General features: G+C 33.4%; 22 protein-coding genes and 1 tRNA gene. 10 read left to right on the top strand and 13 right to left on the bottom strand.

Annotated elements, in window-relative coordinates:
- Nucleotides 1-6: 6 nt before the first annotated feature.
- Complete coding sequence (gene odhB / locus AST99_RS16455; protein ID WP_057783651.1) at nucleotides 7-1224, top strand: 2-oxoglutarate dehydrogenase complex dihydrolipoyllysine-residue succinyltransferase; 1218 nt, start codon at nucleotides 7-9, stop codon at nucleotides 1222-1224.
- Nucleotides 1225-1619: 395 nt separating this feature from the next.
- On the opposite strand, the gene AST99_RS16450 is transcribed toward odhB, so the two are convergent.
- Both AST99_RS16450 and AST99_RS16445 read right to left on the bottom strand, forming a co-directional pair.
- Nucleotides 1620-2252, bottom strand: a complete 633-nt coding sequence (locus AST99_RS16450; protein WP_057783649.1) for a response regulator transcription factor — start codon at nucleotides 2250-2252, stop codon at nucleotides 1620-1622.
- 34 nt (nucleotides 2253-2286) lie between these two features.
- Entirely contained in the window at nucleotides 2287-2745 is a 459-nt protein-coding gene (locus tag AST99_RS16445; RefSeq protein WP_057783647.1) for a retropepsin-like aspartic protease family protein, read from the bottom strand.
- Between the two features lie 53 nt (nucleotides 2746-2798).
- Here AST99_RS16445 and AST99_RS16440 point away from each other — a divergent pair, with 53 nt between their 5' ends.
- The 8 genes from AST99_RS16440 to AST99_RS16405 all read left to right on the top strand — a co-directional run bounded on the left by AST99_RS16440 (nucleotide 2799) and on the right by AST99_RS16405 (nucleotide 8046).
- Nucleotides 2799-3566 (top strand): TatD family hydrolase, encoded by a 768-nt coding sequence (locus AST99_RS16440; protein ID WP_057783645.1) that lies wholly within the window; start codon nucleotides 2799-2801, stop codon nucleotides 3564-3566.
- Nucleotides 3567-3569: 3 nt separating this feature from the next.
- Nucleotides 3570-4601: an asparaginase gene (locus AST99_RS16435; protein WP_057783644.1), complete on the top strand. Its 1032-nt coding sequence runs from the start codon at nucleotides 3570-3572 to the stop codon at nucleotides 4599-4601.
- Nucleotides 4602-4673: 72 nt separating this feature from the next.
- Nucleotides 4674-4761 (top strand) — tRNA-Ser (locus AST99_RS16430).
- A gap of 88 nt (nucleotides 4762-4849) precedes the next feature.
- On the top strand, nucleotides 4850-5623 hold the full coding sequence (locus AST99_RS16425) for a MotA/TolQ/ExbB proton channel family protein (RefSeq protein WP_057783642.1): 774 nt from the start codon (nucleotides 4850-4852) through the stop codon (nucleotides 5621-5623).
- Between the two features lie 90 nt (nucleotides 5624-5713).
- A complete protein-coding gene (locus AST99_RS16420) occupies nucleotides 5714-6061 on the top strand; it encodes a hypothetical protein (protein ID WP_232301640.1) in 348 nt (115 codons plus the stop codon).
- A 6-nt stretch (nucleotides 6062-6067) separates the two neighbouring features.
- A complete protein-coding gene (locus tag AST99_RS16415) occupies nucleotides 6068-6706 on the top strand; it encodes an ExbD/TolR family protein (protein WP_057783638.1) in 639 nt (212 codons plus the stop codon).
- Nucleotides 6707-6722: 16 nt separating this feature from the next.
- Entirely contained in the window at nucleotides 6723-7208 is a 486-nt protein-coding gene (locus AST99_RS16410; protein ID WP_057783636.1) for an ExbD/TolR family protein, read from the top strand.
- A 109-nt stretch (nucleotides 7209-7317) separates the two neighbouring features.
- Complete coding sequence (locus AST99_RS16405) at nucleotides 7318-8046, top strand: porin family protein (RefSeq protein WP_057783634.1); 729 nt, start codon at nucleotides 7318-7320, stop codon at nucleotides 8044-8046.
- Here AST99_RS16405 and AST99_RS16400 read toward each other — a convergent pair.
- The 11 genes from AST99_RS16400 to rplM all read right to left on the bottom strand — a co-directional run bounded on the left by AST99_RS16400 (nucleotide 8041) and on the right by rplM (nucleotide 19961).
- Nucleotides 8041-8637, bottom strand: coding sequence for a hypothetical protein (locus AST99_RS16400; protein ID WP_057783632.1), 597 nt, complete (start codon nucleotides 8635-8637; stop codon nucleotides 8041-8043). The genes AST99_RS16405 and AST99_RS16400 overlap by 6 nt on opposite strands.
- An 81-nt stretch (nucleotides 8638-8718) precedes the next feature.
- Nucleotides 8719-10182 carry an RNA polymerase factor sigma-54 gene (gene rpoN, locus AST99_RS16395; RefSeq protein ID WP_057783630.1) on the bottom strand — a complete coding sequence of 488 codons (1464 nt, stop codon included), beginning with the start codon at nucleotides 10180-10182 and terminating at the stop codon, nucleotides 8719-8721.
- Nucleotides 10183-10270: 88 nt separating this feature from the next.
- The gene (gene asnS / locus AST99_RS16390) at nucleotides 10271-11704 is read right to left on the bottom strand and encodes an asparagine--tRNA ligase (RefSeq protein WP_057783628.1); all 1434 of its coding nucleotides are present in this window, start codon (nucleotides 11702-11704) and stop codon (nucleotides 10271-10273) included.
- Nucleotides 11705-11763: 59 nt separating this feature from the next.
- Nucleotides 11764-14169 carry an efflux RND transporter permease subunit gene (locus AST99_RS16385; protein WP_057783626.1) on the bottom strand — a complete coding sequence of 802 codons (2406 nt, stop codon included), beginning with the start codon at nucleotides 14167-14169 and terminating at the stop codon, nucleotides 11764-11766.
- Nucleotides 14170-14228: 59 nt separating this feature from the next.
- Nucleotides 14229-15506, bottom strand: a complete 1278-nt coding sequence (locus tag AST99_RS16380; RefSeq protein WP_057783624.1) for a hypothetical protein — start codon at nucleotides 15504-15506, stop codon at nucleotides 14229-14231.
- A gap of 112 nt (nucleotides 15507-15618) precedes the next feature.
- Nucleotides 15619-16176: a ribosome recycling factor gene (frr, locus tag AST99_RS16375; protein ID WP_057783622.1), complete on the bottom strand. Its 558-nt coding sequence runs from the start codon at nucleotides 16174-16176 to the stop codon at nucleotides 15619-15621.
- Between the two features lie 40 nt (nucleotides 16177-16216).
- Complete coding sequence (pyrH, locus tag AST99_RS16370) at nucleotides 16217-16924, bottom strand: UMP kinase (RefSeq protein WP_057783620.1); 708 nt, start codon at nucleotides 16922-16924, stop codon at nucleotides 16217-16219.
- 156 nt (nucleotides 16925-17080) lie between these two features.
- Nucleotides 17081-18043, bottom strand: a complete 963-nt coding sequence (tsf, locus tag AST99_RS16365; protein WP_057783617.1) for a translation elongation factor Ts — start codon at nucleotides 18041-18043, stop codon at nucleotides 17081-17083.
- A gap of 101 nt (nucleotides 18044-18144) precedes the next feature.
- Complete coding sequence (gene rpsB / locus AST99_RS16360) at nucleotides 18145-18918, bottom strand: 30S ribosomal protein S2 (protein ID WP_057783616.1); 774 nt, start codon at nucleotides 18916-18918, stop codon at nucleotides 18145-18147.
- Nucleotides 18919-19119: 201 nt separating this feature from the next.
- Complete coding sequence (rpsI, locus tag AST99_RS16355) at nucleotides 19120-19506, bottom strand: 30S ribosomal protein S9 (protein WP_057783614.1); 387 nt, start codon at nucleotides 19504-19506, stop codon at nucleotides 19120-19122.
- Nucleotides 19506-19961, bottom strand: coding sequence for a 50S ribosomal protein L13 (gene rplM, locus AST99_RS16350; RefSeq protein WP_057783612.1), 456 nt, complete (start codon nucleotides 19959-19961; stop codon nucleotides 19506-19508). Before rplM ends, rpsI begins: the two co-directional genes overlap by 1 nt.
- A 445-nt stretch (nucleotides 19962-20406) precedes the next feature.
- Here rplM and AST99_RS16345 point away from each other — a divergent pair, with 445 nt between their 5' ends.
- The gene (locus AST99_RS16345; protein WP_057783610.1) at nucleotides 20407-20739 is read left to right on the top strand and encodes a DUF2853 family protein; all 333 of its coding nucleotides are present in this window, start codon (nucleotides 20407-20409) and stop codon (nucleotides 20737-20739) included.
- The last annotated feature ends 58 nt before the right edge of the window (nucleotides 20740-20797 follow it).

The following is a 20797-nucleotide window of genomic DNA, read 5'->3' as shown; positions in this document are numbered from 1 at the left end:
TGAACGATGATTTTAGAAATGAAAGTACCTTCTCCAGGAGAATCTATTACAGAAGTAGAAATAGCAACATGGTTAGTTCAAGATGGTGATTATGTAGAGAAAGATCAAGCAATTGCTGAAGTGGATAGTGATAAAGCTACACTAGAACTTCCTGCTGAAGAAAGCGGAATTATAACGCTTAAGGCAGAAGAAGGAGATGCTGTTGCCGTTGGTGAGGTTGTATGTTTAATAGATACAAGTGCTGCAAAACCAGAAGGTGATGCGCCAGCAAAAGAAGATAAAAAAGAAGAGGCTCCTGCTCCAAAAGCAGAAGCTCCTAAAACTGCTCCAGCAGCAGAAAAAACATATGCGTCCGGTACAGCTAGTCCTGCAGCTAAAAAGATTTTAGCAGAAAAAGGAATGGATGCTGCTAGTGTTATTGGTACAGGTAAAGCTGGAAGAATAACTAAAGAAGATGCAGTGCAGGCAAAACCTTCTATGGGAACTCCAACTGGAGGATCTCGAGGAGAGTCGCGTTCTAAATTGTCTATGTTACGTCGTAAAGTTGCAGAGCGTCTTGTTGCCGTTAAAAACGAAACAGCGATGTTAACTACGTTTAACGAAGTAGATATGTCTCCTATATTTTCTTTAAGAAGCGAGTATAAAGAAGCGTTTAAAGCTAAGCATGGTGTTGGATTAGGATTCATGAGTTTCTTTACTTTAGCAGTTGTTAGAGCCTTAGAAATGTATCCTGCAGTTAACTCTATGATGGATGGTAAAGAAATGTTGTCTTACGATTTCTGTGATATTAGTATTGCGGTTTCTGGACCTAAAGGTTTAATGGTTCCTGTTATTAGAAATGCAGAAAATTTAAGTTTTAGAGGTGTTGAAGCAGAAGTTAAACGTTTAGCGCTTCGTGCAAGAGACGGACAAATTACTGTAGATGAAATGACAGGTGGAACATTCACAATTACTAATGGTGGTGTGTTTGGAAGTATGTTATCTACGCCAATTATTAACCCACCTCAAAGTGGTATTTTAGGTATGCATAACATTGTTGAGCGTCCCGTAGCTGTAGATGGTCAGGTAGTAATTAGACCAATTATGTATGTTGCCTTATCTTACGATCACAGAATTATAGATGGTAAAGAAAGTGTAGGTTTCTTAGTTGCTGTAAAAGAAGCTTTAGAAAACCCACAAGAATTCTTAATGAATAACGATGTTAAGAAAGCTCTAGAACTATAGAACAATCTTAATTTTAAATAAAAAAAAGGACAATCATGTGATTGTCCTTTTTTTTATTCTAATGTTGATAATAAACAATAAGGTTTAAAGCAATTGTAAATAATGCAAATAAAAATATACTTGAAATAAGTATAACGTTCTGAAAATTGGTTTGATTTTCCATATCACTTAAATTGTTTACGTTTTCAGAGTGAATTAATAATACTCTAAAGTAAAAAATCACTTTTCAATCTTAATTTAAGATTTAAGTTGTCGTAGTAAAGTGGCTTTAAACTAAAAACTCTGCACCATTACAATGCAGAGTTAAATTAATAATCCTCCCTAAGAACTAATTAATAGCATTGTAAAGGTATTTTAAATAAGCGTAGTTTGAAATACGTATTTCTACGTATTCTTTATAAAACCTCTCTATTATTTGTTGCCCAAATAAATAAAGCATTGTGTTTGCCTTCAATTTTAAGCTTGTTTACAATGTTACTTCTGTGTTTGTCTACAGTACGAAAGGATATGGATAATTCGTCGGCTATTTCAGGGCTAGTCATATTTTTAGCAATAAGCTTTATAATTTTTATTTCTGTTTTAGTCAGTTTATTTAACACCGTGAGATCGGTGCTAGTCGATGTTTTTTCTAAGTTGGGAATAATTTCCTGGCTAAAATATGGTTTGTTGTTTATTACACTTTCAATACAGTTTTCAATTTCTTCAACAGCAAACTCTTTTAATATATAGCCATAAATATTTAATTCTTTGGCTTTATTAAACACATCTTCACGTTTATCGAAAGTGATTAAAATAATTTTGGTATTAATATCGTGTTTTTTACAATCTTCAGCAATTTCAATACCTGTTCTAAGTGGCATTCTAATATCTAGAATGGCAATTTCAGGTTTTAATTTAACAATAAGGTTGTATGCAGATTGCCCATCGGTAGCACTTCCCACTATATTATAATTTATAGATGTTAAATAGTTGGTCATACCTTTAAGCATTAAAGGGTGATCGTCTGCTATAACAATTGAAGATTTCATAGGAAGGAAAATTCTGTATTTTAATTTAAATATACTATTTCTTACGCAATGTTGTTTTTTTAAGATATAGATATTTTTTATCGTAATCTATAATGCCTTTACCTTTTTTAAGTATATCGGCACCAATTATGCCGTCTACAGGTGTGGAATTGTGATTTATTAACGCTGTATTTACATGGGTCAAATCAAATAAGATCAAACTAAGATTTCCGTTTTTCCACTTTCCTATTTTAACAGTGTTTTTCTTAGAAAGTTGCGTGTTCATGTTAATGGCTCCAGCACCAGCCGCTTTGATTTTAGAATCTTTAACCTTTAAGTTAAAGCGTTCTGTAGCTTCAAAACCTACACAAGAACTAGATGCTCCGGTGTCTAATATAAATAACCCTTTTTCTCCATTAATAGTTGCCAGAATTTCAAAATGATTGGTTTTGGTGAGCTTTAATTTTATCTTAACGTAATCTTTGTTTAATAGAAAATCTTGAAGTGATGTCATCTTAAAAATTAATTTTGGTAAATATAGTAATGTAAAACCATTAATTTTGCAGAATGATTATAACAGATACACATACACATTTATATAGTGAGGCGTTTGATGAGGATCGATCAGACATGATTCAACGTGCTATAGATGCAGGCATTTCAAGATTCTTTATTCCTGCCATAGATTCCGAATATACAGAACGCATGCTTCAGTTAAAGCGCGATTTTCCAGAACATATGTTTTTAATGTCAGGATTGCATCCAACGCATGTTAAAGAGAATTATAAAGCAGAACTACGTCATGTAGAAGAACTATTATCTAAACACACCTATTGTGCCATTGGAGAGATTGGAATTGATTTGTATTGGGATCAATCTACACTTGCAATTCAGGAAGCTGCTTTTAGACATCAAATTCACTTAGCAAAACAGCACAAATTACCTATCGTTATACATTGCAGAAATGCGTTTGATGAAGTTTTTAATATTTTAGAAGAAGAAAAAGGAGCAGACCTTTTTGGCGTATTTCATTGTTTTACGGGTACGTTAGCACAAGCAAAACAAGCCATTTCTTATAATATGAAGTTAGGCATTGGAGGTGTAGCAACCTTTAAAAATGGTAAAATTGATACATTTTTAAACGAAATTGATTTAAAACATATTGTTTTAGAGACCGATTCTCCATATTTAGCTCCAACACCTTATCGCGGTAAACGTAACGAAAGTCTTTATATTCTTAAGGTTTTGGAAAAACTTTCAGACATTTATGAATGTTCTGAAGCCGAAATTGCTACCATAACAACTCAGAATTCTAAAGATATATTTAGCATTTAATACATGACGAAATCCAAAACTAACATTTTACTTATTTATACCGGTGGAACCATTGGTATGGTTAAAGATTTTGAAACGGGAGCTTTAAAAGCCTTCGATTTTAAAAATTTATTAGACAAAATTCCAGAATTAAAACAGTTAGATTGTGATATCGAGACGTTTTCTTTTAAAGACCCGATAGATTCTAGTAATATGAATCCGAAATATTGGGTGGAAATTGCTGAAATTATAGAGTCTAATTACAATGCATTTGATGGGTTTGTAGTATTGCACGGAAGCGATACCATGAGTTATACGGCATCTGCATTAAGCTTTATGTTGGAGCATTTAGCAAAACCAGTGGTGTTTACGGGCTCGCAATTGCCAATAGGAGACTTGCGTACAGATGCTAAAGAAAATTTAATAACGTCTATCCATGTGGCGTCTTTACAGCGTTATAATAAGCCAGTTATTAAAGAAGTGACCTTGTATTTTGAATATAAATTATACAGGGCAAACCGCACTACAAAAATTAATGCAGAACATTTTGAAGCCTTTGCATCTTTAAATTATCCCGATTTGGTTACTTCTGGAGTGCATTTAAAGGTTAATCAGGATTATTTGTTTAAGCCTAATCTTAAAAAAAGTTTTAAAGTTCATAAAGTTTTAGATGTAAATATTGCTTTGGTTAAGCTTTTTCCTGGAATTTCTGAAGGCGTTTTACAAAGTATTTTTAATACACCCGGACTAAAAGGTGTGGTTTTAGAAACTTACGGCGCAGGAAATTGCACTACAGAATCTTGGTTTTTTAATATTTTAAAAACAGCAATAGCTAAGGGTATTCACATCATAAATATCACCCAATGTTCTGGGGGGAGTGTGCTTATGGGACAATATCAAACAAGTGAAGAATTAAAGAAATTAGGCGTTATTTCCGGAAAAGACATCACATCTGAGGCTGCCATTTGTAAATTGATGTATTTACTTGGACAGAATGTGTCTGCTAAAGTATTCAAAACCATATATGAAACATCTTTAAGAGGAGAAATGATTTAAAATTAACTGATAAAATTTTCAGGTCTTAAAGATTTTTTGTTATTTGCCGTATGTTATTGAAAAATGAAAAACAGAGAGGTGGCCGAGTGGTCGAAGGCGCACGCCTGGAAAGTGTGTATACGCCAAAAGCGTATCGAGGGTTCGAATCCCTTCCTCTCTGCAGATAATTCTGATGACGTTTTTTGTTTTTTAATTACAATTTTTTTATATCTTTAACACTTTAACTAATAAAATTAAGATCAAGAACAATGAAAAGATTATTTTCTATCCTAGCCATTACACTTATGGTGGCATTCGGAACTGTTAATGCAACTACAACTAGCGCTGCTGCTGTAGCAACTACCGTAGTTTCTTCAATTCAAGATGATGCAGCCGCAACTGCAACTGAAGATTTAGGTTTTCACCAAGAATTAAAAAAACGTTTCATCGAAGGTGGAGCTGGATTCATGGGAATCGTACTATTATGTTTAATTCTAGGTTTAGCAATCGCTATTGAGAGAATTATCTTTTTAAATTTATCTTCAACAAACACAAAAAAATTAACTCAAAAAGTAGAAGACGCATTACAATCAGGTGGTGTTGAAGCTGCAAAGGAAGTTTGTAGAAATACAAAAGGACCTGTTGCATCTATCTTCTATCAAGGTCTAGACAGAACCGATGAAGGTTTAGAGGCTGCTGAAAAAGCTGTTGTAGCTTACGGTGGTGTTCAAATGGGACAACTTGAGAAAAACGTATCTTGGATTTCTTTATTTATCGCATTAGCTCCGATGTTAGGATTCATGGGTACGGTAATTGGTATGATCCAAGCCTTCGATAAAATTGAAGCAGCTGGAGATATGCAACCATCACTTGTTGCTGGGGGTATTAAAGTAGCCTTATTAACAACTGTATTCGGATTAATCGTTGCAATTATTCTTCAAATCTTTTATAATTACATTATTGCTAAAATTGATAGTATCGTTAACGATATGGAAGATGCTTCAATTACATTAATGGACTTGTTAATCAGACACAAGAAGTAATAATTTAAAACACATTAAACGATGAGTTTACATAAAATAATAAAAATTATTGTTGGTATACTATCAGTAGTTGGAATCATCTTCGCATTGATGATTATTACTGGAAATGATAGTATGGTTGATAATATGTTATATGTTACTTATTTAGTTCTAGCTATCATCTTAGCACTTGTATTAGTGTTTGTGATTAAAGGATTATTTGAGGGTAACATTAAAAAGACCCTATTATCAGTAGGAGCATTTGTAGTGGTTTTATTTATCGCTTACGCTATGTCTTCTGGTACAGATTTAGATTTAACACCTTTCCTTAATAAAGGAATGGATGTTACAGAATCAACATCTAAGTATGTTGGAGCTGGATTATATGCCTTTTACGCTTTAGCTATAATCGCTATCGGTTCTATGGTATACGCAAATATTAAAAAATTAATAAACTAAGTAATTATGGCAAAAAGATCAGCACCAGAAGTTAATGCAGGCTCTATGGCTGACATCGCTTTCTTACTTTTAATTTTTTTCTTAGTAACAACAACTATTGAGACTGATTCAGGTTTAAGTAGAAAACTTCCACCTCTGGATGATACACAACAAGAAGATGTAATTATCAAGAAAAAGAACATTTTTCAATTACAGGTTAATAAAAATAATGCCTTGTTATTGAATACTGGAGGAGAAGAGAAAGTGATTGAAATCAAGGACTTGCGTAAAGCTACAGTCGATTTCTTAGATAACGGTGGTGGAGTTGGCGAAGATGCTTGTAGAAACTGTCAAGGTAACAGAAATCCAAAATCTTCTGATAACTTTGATAAAGCTATTGTGTCTTTACAAAATGATAGAGGAGCTAAATACGATGTGTATATTGCTATACAAAACGAAATTTTAGCGGCTTACAATCAACTTAGAAATAGAGAGTTTGTAAAAGCCTATCCTAATTTAGATATGAATTTTGTAGAAGCAGACAAGAAGTATTCAGATCCAAGAACATCGTCTTCTGAGAAAGAACGTTTAAAAGAGAAGTTAGAGGCCATCAAAATAATGATACCTCAAAAATTCTCTGAAGCAGAGCCTAAAAAGTCTAATTAGATAAACACTAAAATTTATGTCTAAATTTAAAAAGAAAAAAGGAGGAGAATTACCTGCAATATCTACCGCATCATTACCAGATATCGTATTTATGTTATTATTCTTCTTTATGGTGGCTACTGAAATGAGACAAAACACCTTAATGATTGAAAATAAGTTACCTGCTGCAGATCAAGTTGAAAAACTAGATAAAAAAGATTTGGTAATGTACATCTATGCAGGGAAACCGAGTCAGAGGTTCGAAAGTCAATATGGTACAGAGTCTAGAATTCAGTTAAATGATAAGTTTGCAGATGTTTCTGAAATTGCAGCTTTTATTTCTGCTGAAAGAGCTTCAAAACGTGAAGAATTAGTACCGTTTTTAACAACTGCTTTAAAAGTAGATAGTGATGCCAATATGGGGTTAGTATCAGACATTAAACAGGAATTACGTAAAGTAAATGCGTTAAAAATAAACTATACAACTAGAAAAGGTGATGCACTTTCCGGTTTAAAGAACTAAGTTTACTCTTAATTTTATATTATAAAAGGTGTTTTGATTTTATCAAAGCACCTTTTTTATATGGTATCAACTACTATTATCTTAGCGTTATAAGTTTATCTAACGAGTTATGAAAAATTATTACATTCTATTTTGTATTGTATGTTTTGGGTTTTCTCAATTTAGTTTTGCTCAGAACGACTCCAAACCTAAAGCAGAGGCTTTAACTGTTATCGATTCTTTATATAAAGAAGATCAGTTTTATCTTTCCATGACTTATAATGTTCTTGCTAATCTACCTTCTGGAGTAGAACAAACAGGGTTTTCCTTAGGTTTACATGCAGGATTTATTAAAGATATGCCAATTAATAAACAACGCAATGTAGCTATAGGTATTGGACTTGGCTATTCTTACAATTCGTTTAATCAGAATTTAGGGATTATTAAAGGTGACGATGATGTAACTAATTTCGTGGTCTTAGATGATACTTACGACTTTGATTATAGTAAGAACAATTTTTATCTACATATGGTAGAATTGCCCATAGAATTTAGATGGCGTACTTCTACGGCAACAGATTATCGTTTTTGGCGTGTTTACACGGGTTTTAAGCTAGGTTATGTGTTTTATAATATTAGTAACTTCCAAGGTGAAGTTGGAGACGTGAGATATACCAATATTGATGGATTTAATGATTTGCAATATGGGTTAACATTAAGTGTAGGATATAATACTTGGAATTTCTACGTGTATTATGCCTTAAACTCTATTTTTGAAGATGACGTTAAAACGTTGCTTACCCAAGAATCTGTAGATATGAATGCAATTAAATTTGGTTTAATTTTCTATTTATTATAACCAATTAGGTATAAGTATAAGTTGTGGGATTAATCCCGTGGCACAACCAATTAGAATTTCTGGATAATTATGTGCTTTTAAACTTAGTCTTGAAGTTGCTACAGCTCCCATAATAAAAATTATTAGTGCAATACTGCCCAATATATTTATACTAAAATGTATGCTAAGCCCAATAAAAAACATGCATACTCCAGATATAGCCATTAAGTGAATACTCGACTTAAAGTTTAATATATTTAAGATTAAACAGCTTATTGTTGATGCTAATATACCTACAAAAAAATAATACAATTCAATAAAATCATAAGGCGTAATTACCCGCTTTATAACGATAAGTAGGATACAACAGAATATCATTAAAGGAATAATACGTTCTCTAGTTTTTGTTAATTCAATTGAATTAACCCTGCCTAATGTTTTTAATAAAATGACTGCCAATATGGGTAATATAAGTGTAAGAATACTTAACGACACCAATTTAGTTTGTATTACAGCAAGTGGAATAAATCGTGGTGACTTAGAAAAATAAAAAAGCACTCCCACTAATGGCATAAATATGGGGTGGAAAATATAAGAAATGCTTTTTTGCATATAGATCTAAGGGGTCTTTAAATTATAAATGTATGATCATTTATACATTTCTTATAGTATAGATGTCAAAATAAAAAGCTATTATAACTGCTTTCTTAATCGCGCAACAGGCACATCAAGTTGTTCTCTGTATTTTGCAACGGTACGTCTCGCAATTGGATAGCCCTTTTCTTTTAAAATAGATGCTAGGTTTTCATCGGTTAGCGGTTTTCTTTTATCTTCTTGATCTATAACCGTACCTAGAATCATTTTAATTTCTCTAGTAGACACATCTTCACCTTGGTCATTTTTCATGGATTCAGAGAAGAATTCCTTGATTAATTTCGTTCCGTAAGGTGTATCTACATATTTACTGTTTGCTACCCTAGAAACGGTTGAAACGTCCATATTAATGTCGTCTGCAATGTCCTTTAAGATCATGGGTTTTAAATTACGCTCGTCTCCAGTTAAAAAATACTCCTTTTGGTAGTGCATAATAGCACTCATAGTAACAAAGAGGGTTTGCTGGCGCTGCTTAATAGCTTCAATAAACCATTTAGCGGCATCTAATTTTTGTTTTATAAACGAAACTGCATCTTTTTGCGACCTAGACTTATCTTTGGTGTCTTTATACCCCTTAAGCATATCATTATACTCGCGAGATACGTGTAATTCGGGAGCATTCCTTCCATTTAAAGTAAGTTCCAATTCACCATCGACTATACGAATGGCAAAATCGGGAACAACATGTTCTACAATTCTGTTGTTTCCAGAATACGATCCGCCAGGTTTAGGGTTTAAACGTTCAATTTCTTCAATAGCATCCTTAAGTTGATCTTCGCTAACGTCGAATTTTTGCATTAATTTCTGATAATGTTTCTTCGTAAATTGATCGAAAGCATCATCTATAATTTGTGTGGCCAATACAATATCGGCAAACTTTTCTTTTCTGTGTAATTGGATACTCAAACATTCCTGCAAATCGCGGGCTCCAACTCCAGCAGGATCTAATTGATGTACCGTACGGAACACTTTATTTATCGTCTCTTCTGTAGTGTATACGTTTTGTGTAAATGCCAAATCATCCATAATATCTGGAGTCGATCTGCGTATATAACCACTTTCGTCTACACTACCAACTAAGAATTCTGCGATATCGCGTTCTTCATCTGTAAGGCGGAATGTATTTAACTGAGATATTAAATGCTGTGTAAAAGAGGTTCCTGCAGCGTAAGGCATGGTTTTCTCTTCGTCGTCGCTACTGTAATTGTTGGCCTGTGTTCTGTAATCTGGGATTTCATCGTCACTTAAATATTCATCGACATTGATATCTTCTGAATTTATAGTTTCCGAATCGTCGTTATAGTCATCTGCGGTATTATCAAAATTATCGTCAAACTCACTAATAGGTTCTTCTTTCCCGCTATCAAGTGCCGGATTTTCTTCTATTTCTTGCTTTAGGCGTTGTTCAAATGCTTGCGTAGGCAACTGTATCAATTTCATTAATTGAATTTGTTGCGGAGATAATTTCTGCGATAATTTAAACTGAAGGTTTTGCTTAAGCATAAAAGTTTAGTGCGATTTATCAATAAAAATAAAAAAAACAATCTACATAAAGGTGTACATAGATTGTTTTTATGAGTATTTTATTAGATTAAAATTCTGCGTTCTGCGGTGTTCTTGGGAAAGGGATCACATCACGAATGTTAGACATTCCTGTTGCAAACATCACTAAACGCTCAAATCCTAATCCAAAACCAGAGTGTACTGCAGTACCATATTTTCTAAGGTCTAAGTACCACCAAAGCTCTTCTTCGTCGATTCCTAAAACGGCCATTTTTTGCTTTAATACATCTAAACGTTCTTCACGTTGTGCACCACCAACAATTTCACCAATACCAGGGAATAAGATATCCATAGCACGTACGGTTTTGCCATCTTCGTTTAAACGCATGTAAAATGCTTTAATATTTGCTGGATAATCAAATAAGATTACAGGACACTTAAAGTGTTTTTCTACAAGAAAACGTTCGTGTTCACTTTGTAAATCTGCTCCCCATTCGTTAATAATATATTTGAATTTTTTCTTTTTGTTTGGCTTACTGTTGCGTAAAATATCGATAGCTTCTGTGTAGCTTACACGTTTAAAATTGTTATCTGCTACGAAACGTAATTTTTCAATTAACGTCATTTCACTACGTTCTGCTTGTGGTTTCTTTTTATCCTCGTCTTGTAAACGTTGATCTAAAAATTCTAAATCTTCAAAATTGTTTTCAAGTACATGTCCGATTACAGATTTCATGAAATCTTCAGCTAAATCCATGTTTCCAGCAAGATCCATAAAGGCAACTTCTGGCTCAATCATCCAGAATTCAGATAAATGTCTAGATGTATTCGAGTTTTCTGCTCTAAATGTTGGTCCAAATGTATAAACTTTACCTAAAGACATGGCGTAAGTTTCTGCCTCTAATTGCCCAGAAACGGTAAGATTTGTTTCTTTTCCGAAGAAATCTTCAGTAAAATCTACGTTTCCATCTTCTGTTAATGGTGGTGTTTTAGCATCTAAATTGGTAACACGAAACATTTCTCCTGCTCCTTCTGCATCACTACCAGTAATAATTGGAGTATGCACATAGAAGAAACCATTGTCGTTAAAATACTTGTGAATGGCAAAAGATAATGATGAACGTAAACGCATTACAGCACTAAATGTATTTGTTCTAGTACGTAAATGAGCATTTTCTCTTAAAAATTCGAAAGAGTGTTTTTTAGGTTGAATAGGGTAAGTTTCAGGATCTGAATCTCCTAGAATTTCTATTGATTTCACTTGAATCTCTACCGACTGTCCTTTACCTTGACTTTCGGCTAATTCCCCTTTTATATGAACCGCAGCTCCTGTTGTGATGCGTTTTAATATGTCTTCGTTTGTATTTTCGAAGTCGACAACACATTGAATGTTTTGTAATGATGAACCATCGTTTAAAGCAATAAAACGGTTAGCTCTAAATGTTCTTACCCAACCTTTAATGTCTACTTCTTGTAAAGTAAAGTCTTGTTTTAATAATTCTGAAATTGTACTTGGTTTCATTTTAAATATTTTTAAACATGCAAATATAATTCTTTATGCACAGCATATTTTAATTGTTGTTATTGTTTTTCTTCGTCTTCGGTATCTTCGCTATCATCTGGGATAATGTTAATAGCAGGTTTTCTTAATACTTCTTTATTGGCAATGTTACGTTCTAACGATAATAATAATGAAGGTAACAAGAGTAAATTAGAAAGCATAGCAAATAATAACGTTACGGATACTAATCCTCCTAAGGCTACCGTACCTCCAAAACTAGAAATCATAAATACCGAAAATCCGAAAAATAAGACTGTAGAAGTGTAAAACATACTTACACCTGTTTCGCGTAATGCTCCGTAAACCGAGCGTTTAATTTTCCAATTATTGGCTTGTAATTCTTGGCGATATTTGGCTAAGAAGTGAATGGTATCATCTACAGAAATACCAAAAGCAATACTAAATACCAATATGGTAGATGGTTTTATTGGTACACCTAAATATCCCATTAAACCTGCCGTAATTAGTAAAGGCAATAGGTTTGGAATTAAAGAGATTAAAATCATTTTTAGCGATCTAAACATATAAGCCATAAATAAGGCAATAAGTAAGATGGCTAAGGTTAATGAGATTGCTAAATTTTTAACCAAATAGGTTGTACCTTTTTGGAAAACTAATGCTTTTCCTGTCATAATCACTTTATAGCGATCGTCTGGAAATACTTTATCTATTTTAGTTTGAAGCTTGTCTTCAATATCTTGCATTTTATCTGTACCAATATCTTTCATAAAGGTGGTAATACGTGCATAACGCCCTGTACTATCCACAAAACTTTGTAATAACTCGGTATCGTTAGACGAATTTTTGGCGTAAGACAAGATAAAACTACTCTCTTGAGACGTTGGTAATTGGTAATATTTCGGATTTCCGTTATAGTAAGCTTGTTTAGAATATTTAACTAAACTTACTACAGAAATGGGTCTTGACAATTCTGGTATATCGATAATCGCTTCTTCTAATTCGTCTATACGTTTTAGTGTGCTCAGCTTCATCACTCCTTTTTTACGCTGAGTATCGACCATAAGTTCTAATGGCATAATACCATCAAACTCTTGCTCAAAGAATTCTATATCTTTAAAGAAATGGGCCTTTTGTGGCATATCTTCAAGTAAACTTCCCGATATTTTAATTTGATAAATACCAATAATGCTAACTGCTAAAAGGATTACTGCAGAAATGTAAATTGAAATGCGTCTATGTCTTACCATATATTCCATCCAGCCAACAAAGGCTCCAATCCAACGTCTATTTAAGTGTTCTAAATGACGCTCTTTCGGGAACGGTAAAAATGTATATAGAATAGGGATGATTAGTAAGCATAATATAAAAATGGCAATGATACTTAATGAAGCTACAATACCAAATTCTTTAAGCAAGGTGCTCTCGGTTAAGATAAAAGTTGCAAAACCAGAGGCTGTGGTAATATTTGTCATTAAAGTTGCATTACCAACTTTAGTAATAACGCGTTGTAAAGACTTGACTTTGTTACCATGAGATTTAACCTCTTGCTGATATTTATTTATTAAGAATATACAGTTAGGTATCCCAATTACAATGATTAATGGCGGAATTAAAGCCGTTAATACCGTAATCTCGTATTTTAAAAGTCCGAGTATTCCTAATGTCCACATTACACCAATACATACGACTATAAGCGATATAAATGTGGCTCTAAACGATCTGAAAAAGAAAAAGAAAATTAGAGATGTTACCAATAATGCAGCACCTACAAAAAGACCAATTTCATCGACTATATTCTGAGCATTTAACGTTCTTACGTATGGCATTCCCGAAACATGAACGTTTATGCCCGTATCTTTTTCGAACGCTTCAATTTTAGGAATCAGAATATCCATTACAAAATCTTTACGTGCAGGCGTGTTCACGACATCTTTATTCATGTAGATTGCCGTACGTATGGTTTTTGTTTTTTTGTTGAATAAGAAATTATCGTAAAACGGATACTTTTCAAACAACTCTTCTTGTAAGGTATCTACTTGTTTAGAAGTCGACAATGAATCTATAATAAAAGGCTCAAGAGTGAACTTTTTAAGGCTGTCGTTTTTTATTAATTTTTGTAAATCTTTTATGGAAATTACGGCATCAACTTCGTTTGCAGATTTAAAACTTTCGGCAAGTTTATTCCAAGCATTAAGTTTATCGACGGTAAAAAAAGTACTGTCTTTAACACCTAACACAATAAGGTTTCCTTCTTCACCAAAAATATTTAAAAAATCGTTATAAGTCTGATTTACTTCATGATGGTCTGGTAATAAATTTGCCTCTGTATAAGTAAAGCGCATGTATTTCCATTGCGTACTTAAGAAAATAGTAGCCAGAACAATAGCAATTAATATCGCGATTTTATTTCGTAAAATTAATCTTGCAATACGCTCCCAAAAGCCTGTTGTGAATAGTTTAAGCATAAGTTTATTAAAGAACCGCAAATGTAGAAAAAAGCTACGTATTACTTAAGCCTAAACTATTATAATGTAACGTTAAATGTAAACTTTAAAGCAAAATTATCTTCAATTTCTGGTAAATGATAAGCGCCATAGCGATACGTTAAGCTTAGTCCGAAACCAAATATTAATTGATTTAGTTCAAAACCCGATTCTAAGTACCCTTTATCAAGCGTGTCAAAAGTGATGCCTTCATGTCGGTCTTTGTTTTTCATGTCGCCTATAGCAAAGCGAGAGAGTAGGACCAATTGGGGCCTGGAGAATGTAGAATTATAAAAAGGTTTAAAAAAATGTTTAAACTGAACCACCGAAAACATGTCTGAGAAAAACTCGTTAAAGTACATGGTTTCAAAGCTATTTAACCCGGCCACGGAAAAACGTTGCATAATAGTAGCTTTGTTTATGTTGTTTGGATAGGCGTGGTATAAATGGGTAAGTGGCGTGTCGCCAATAGCAATTCCAGTAACCAAATCTATTTCGCTATGCGAGGCTTTATTGTGAATAAAGTGATAAGTAGTTTTAAAATCTAACTTCTGAAAGCTAAAATCTCCAAAACTAGGACCGTTAAAACTCTGGGAGTACTGAAAGGTAAGCTTAGGGTATCCGCTATGCGTTCTTTTGTTTCCGAATTCTGTGGGTTTGTAAATATCAAACGGACTCCAATATAACGCAAATTTAGCCATGCTAAGATCGTAATTAGAATAAGACCCTTCATCTGTAATAAATTGATAGTCGAATTTAGGATCTATTTCGCTAGCAGAAAATTGTGTTTCGCTATTTAACTTCGGACCAAAATCATGCTGAATAGAAGCCGATTTTGTTTTATGACGATAAAATAAACTGATATTAAGCAAACGCGGCTCAAAAAATTGAAAGATGCGCTTGTCTGTTAAAAAGTGTGTACTTGCTGTTTCTTGTAAGTCGTCTGTATAAGACGCATTAAACCATGTATTGTGGGATTTATTTATACGGTAACCAGCGCCAATACTATATTTGTATTGTGCATCTTTAAATCCGTAAACCGCATAACCATTTATTCTAAATGCCTCAGAGAGCTTGTTACTTGTTGTGCCGCCTAAACCGGTTCTTATACCTTCGTACTGATTAAATTTAATTAAGTATCTGAGGTCTAAATTAAAATACTTTAAAGGAATATAACCATTACCAATATGGTGTACTAATTCTGCTTTTTTTATTGCTTTTATACTGTCTTTTGCACTGCTAACATCTGAAGCAATAACTTGTGCTCTACTAATAAAAATAGAGCATAAGCATATAAAACTTAGATAGTATTTAAGCATATAGATATGTATAGCGGTAAATTAAACGAACTTTAAATTAAAACACGACTTACTTTAGCGTAAGAATTGATTAGTAGGATAAAAAAAAGCGACTGAATTGTCGCTTTATTTTTTATACAGTCATTATTTCCTTTTCCTTGACCGAAAGCACTTCGTCAATTTTCTTGACATATATATCGGTAAGTTTCTGGATTTCTACTTCTCCAATTTTCTTTTCATCTTCAGAAGCATCATCTAACTTTTTAATATCGTTGTTAGCATCTTTTCTGGCGTTTCTAACACCAATTTTACCATCTTCTGCTTCAGCTTTGGCCTGTTTAGCTAGTTCGCGTCTGCGTTCTTCAGTTAAAGGCGGTACATTTATAATAATCATGTCACCATTATTCATAGGATTAAAGCCTATGTTGGCAACCATAATTGCTTTTTCAATTTCGTGAAGCATGTTTTTTTCCCATGGCTGAACACTTATCGTTCTACCATCAGGCGTATTTACATTGGCTACTTGACTTAATGGTGTTGGCGATCCGTAATAATCTACCATTACACTACCAAGCATTGCTGGACTTGCTTTTCCTGCTCTAATATTTACAAATTGTTTTTCAAGATGTCTAACGGCAGCGTCCATGCCTTCTTTGGTAGAATCTATAATAAATTGAATATCTTCATTCATGGTTTTAAACTTTACTGTGATATAAATTTAAAAAATCAAATTAAACATTTACTTCTGTTCCAATGTTTTCTCCAGAAACAACTTTCAATAAATTTCCATTCGTGTTCATATCAAAAACAACAATTGGTAATTTATTTTCTTGACTTAATGTAAATGCAGTTGTATCCATTACTTTAAGTCCTTTTCTTAATACTTCGTCGAAAGAAATGGTGTCAAATTTCACAGCATTACTGTCTTTTTCAGGATCTGAGGTATATATACCATCTACACGTGTGCCTTTTAATATAACATCTGCTTCAATTTCTATGGCTCTTAATACAGCAGCAGAATCTGTTGTGAAATAGGGGTTTCCTGTCCCTCCACCAAAAATAACAACACGCCCTTTTTCTAGGTGGCGCATGGCTTTTCTGCGAATAAAAGGTTCTGCGACTTCGTTAATTTTAATGGCCGTTTGTAAACGTGTAGGGATTCCGGCATCTTCTAAAGCACTCTGTAGTGCTAAACCGTTAATTACGGTTGCTAACATGCCCATATGGTCGCCTTGTACACGATCCATACCGTTACTTGCACCTGCAACACCTCTAAAAATATTTCCTCCTCCAATTACAATAGCCACTTCAACACCAGAATCGGTAATGGTTTTAATGTCTTGAGCGTATTCGGCTAAACGTACAGGGTCTATACCGTATTGACGTTCGCCCATTAAAGCTTCGCCTGATAATTTTAAAAGGATGCGTTTAAATTTCATAGTTTGTTTTATAGAAGTTGCGCAAAATTACATAAATTTTTTAAAATGCATGATTAAATTTTGCCTGTCTTATGTCTTTAAAAAAAAAGGCCATTAGCTCTAATGTAGAGTAATGGCCTTTAATATGTTTACTGAAAAATATCAGTTATATGTATGTTATCCTAAAGCAACACGTGTAAATCCTGTAACAGATACGTTGAAAGACTCTACATATTTACTAACTTTCATTTTTTCATCTTTGATGAAATTTTGGTCTAATAAACATTGTTCTTGGTCTAACGTTGTGTTGTCAGAAATGAAACGCTCCATTTTTCCTGGAAGAATTTTATCCCAGATTTTTTCTGGTTTGTTTTCTGCCTTAAGTTCTGCTTTAGCATCTTCTTCTGCTTGCGCTAAAACTTCAGGAGTAATTTGAGACATAGAAATGTATTGAGGTACATTTTTAAGTGTTTTACCTAAACGTCCTAATTCGATATTATCTTTTTCGATAACAGCAATTCTAGCTTCAGTTTCTGATGCTACGAATGCAGGATCGAAATCTTTATAAGATAATGTTGAAGCTCCCATAGAAGCTACTTGCATTGCTAAATCTTTAGCTAAAACATCACCATTGTCTACTACAGCAGAAAGACCTACTAAAGCAGCAATTTTGTTAATATGTACATAAGAACCTACATAAGGAGCTTCTAATCTAGAGTAATCTTTAATCTCTAATTTTTCACCAATAACACCAGTTTGTTCAACTAATTTATCAGCAACAGTAAGACCATCTATATCTGCAGCTAAAAGTTCTTCTTTACTGCTAACAGTCATTGCGATGTCAGCAATTTTATTTGCTAAAGCTACGAAGTTTTCGTTTTTACCAACAAAGTCAGTTTCACAACCTAATACTATAGATACACCTACAGTGTTAGCGTCGTTTACTTTTGCTACAGCAGCACCTTCACTAGAATCTCTATCTGCTCTGTTTGCAGCAACTTTTTGTCCTTTTTTACGTAAGACATCGATAGCTTTATCGAAATCTCCTTCAGCTTCAACTAACGCTTTTTTACAGTCCATCATTCCTGCACCAGTAGCTTGTCTAAGTTTGTTTACCTCTGCGGCTGTTACTTTTACCATAATTTCTAAGTAATATAAGTTTAAAAAAAGTCGTTCAATTATTTTTCTGCAAAGAAAAGAACTAAACGACTTATTTATGTTATGTAATGATTATTTGTAGTTTATTCTTCTTCTTCGCCAGCTGTTGCTTTTGCTTTAGAAGGTGAAGGTTTTTCAGCTTTTGCTGAATCTTTAGAATCTTTATCAGCCTTACGTTCTGCTAAACCATCTGCAATAGCACCAGTTACGTGAGATAAAACTTTATCGATTGATTTAGAAGCATCGTCGTTTGCAGGGATCACGAAATCAACTTGACGTGGGTCAGAGTTAGTATCTACCATTGCAAAGATTGGAATGTTTAATTTTTGTGCTTCTTTAATCGCGATATGCTCACGCTTAATGTCTACTACAAATAAAGCTCCTGGTAAACGTGTCATGTCGCTAATAGAACCTAAGTTTTTTTCTAACTTAGCTCTTAAACGATCAACTTGTAAACGTTCTTTTTTAGATAAGGTCATGAATGTACCATCTTTCTTCATTCTATCAATAGAAGCCATTTTTTTAACCGCTTTTCTAATAGTTACGAAGTTAGTTAACATTCCACCAGGCCATCTTTCAGTAATGTAAGGCATGTTAATTGCCCCAGCTTTTTCTGATACGATGTCTTTAGCTTGCTTTTTAGTTGCAACGAAAAGGATTTTACGTCCTGAAGCAGCGATTTTGCTTAATGCTTCACCAGCTTCATCAATTTTTGCTGCAGTTTTATATAAGTTGATAATATGGATACCGTTACGTTCCATATATACGTAAGGAGCCATGTTTGGATCCCATTTACGAGTCAAGTGACCGAAATGTACACCTGCTTCTAGTAATTCTTTTACTTCTACTTTTGCCATTTTGTAATAGTTTACGTTCTGTTGAATTAGCAATGTTCCATTGGGCTTTAGGTTTTATAACCTTAAGGCTGTTGGCTTCATTTAGATGCTAAACTAAATCCTGTTTTTCAACTAGGACAACAATAACTTATTTTTAATTTTTTAAAATTCAACCAGATTGAGAGTGCTAAGAAGCGATTCCCAATCGAGTTGAGGATGATATTAACGTTTTGAGAATTGGAATTTCTTACGCGCTTTCTTCTGACCGAATTTCTTACGCTCCACCATTCTTGGATCTCTAGTTAATAAACCTTCTGGCTTAAGAATTAATCTGTTTTCTGCATCAATCTCGCACATAACACGAGAAATAGCTAAACGGATTGCTTCTGCTTGTCCAGTAATACCACCTCCATATACATTTACTGTAATATCAAAGTTGCTATCATTGTTAGTCATGGTTAAAGGTTGGTTTACTTTATACTGCAAAGTTGCAGTAGTAAAATAATCCGCCACGTCTTTTTTGTTCACTGTAATTTTACCCTCACCTGGGGCAACGTATACACGAGCAACAGCCGTCTTTCTACGGCCAATTTTGTGAATTACTTCCATTATTTGAATTCGTTTAAGTTGATTGTTTTTGGTTTTTGAGCATCATGTGCATGTGCTGTACCAGAAACAACAGTTAGATTACGGAATAATGCTGCACCTAATTTGTTTTTAGGTAACATTCCTTTTACTGATTTTTCTACTAACCTTGCTGGATCTTTTCCAAACAATTCTGTAGCAGTTAAACTTCTTTGACCACCTGGATAACCTGTGTGACGAATGTACGTTTTGTCATTCCACTTGTTTCCTGTTAAGTTGACTTTCTCTGCATTGATAACAATTACGTTATCACCGCAATCAACGTGTGGTGTGAAATTAGGTTTATGTTTACCTCTAATAAGTTTTGCAACTTTAGAAGCTAAACGACCTAAACTTTGACCTTCAGCATCAACTAAAACCCACTCTTTATTAACAGTAGCTTTGTTGGCTGAAATCGTTTTGTAGCTTAATGTATCCACACTAATTAATTTTATTTATTAAACATTCCTCTCTTAAAAAGAGTTTGCAAATTTACGATAATCTATTTGATAACCAAATAGTATGGCGTAAATTTTATTTACTGAGCGTCAGTTATTTAATTTTTATTTTAAAATTTAACACTGCACTATGTCGTCTAAATTAAAAAAAGTGCATGCCGTATTTTATATAAATGTTGTTTATAACTTGTATTTAAAAGTAAAAAATAGTGTACTCTAATCCTTAAATAATAGATCTCTTAGTATTTGGGCTTAGATCGCAATACACTTATGTTTTAAATACTTAACTGTGTTTTTTAATTTAGTGTAAGTAATTTTAGTTGCTGTTTGTGTAATAAAATTCGACTAAAAGCGAGCGCGTTAGCAAATAATTTTTTAACTTACTAACATATAAAGTAACGAATCAATAATTTTAAAAATTTAAACCATGAGTGATCTAAGTGCAAAATTAGCTCAACTAAAAGAAACAGCCTTAAAACAATTAACCGATTGTGGCGTAAGTAGTATAGACGAAGAAAAATTAGACGTATACGTAAATAGTTTAAAGACTATGGTAAATAATAAAGATGCTGTTTTAGTGTCTGGAACAGATGCTACCGAATTAGAAACTGTACGTCGTAATTTCGCTGAAAAAAAATTAGGAGTAAAAGATAAAGAGAAAGCGATGGCTGCTATTAGTAGTGTGGTAGAAAAAATGTCGGCTATTAAAATGAAAAGCAGACCTGCATTTTATTATTTAGTAGCAGAAGCGTTAAGTTAATCTAGATTACTTATTAAAAGTATAAAAGCCATCCTTGTGGGATGGCTTTTTTTATGGT

This window comes from Formosa algae (assembly GCF_001439665.1).
Taxonomy (GTDB): domain Bacteria; phylum Bacteroidota; class Bacteroidia; order Flavobacteriales; family Flavobacteriaceae; genus Formosa; species Formosa algae.
Note: the sequence above shows the minus strand (reverse complement) of the source record. Positions and strands in the feature narration are given on the sequence as shown.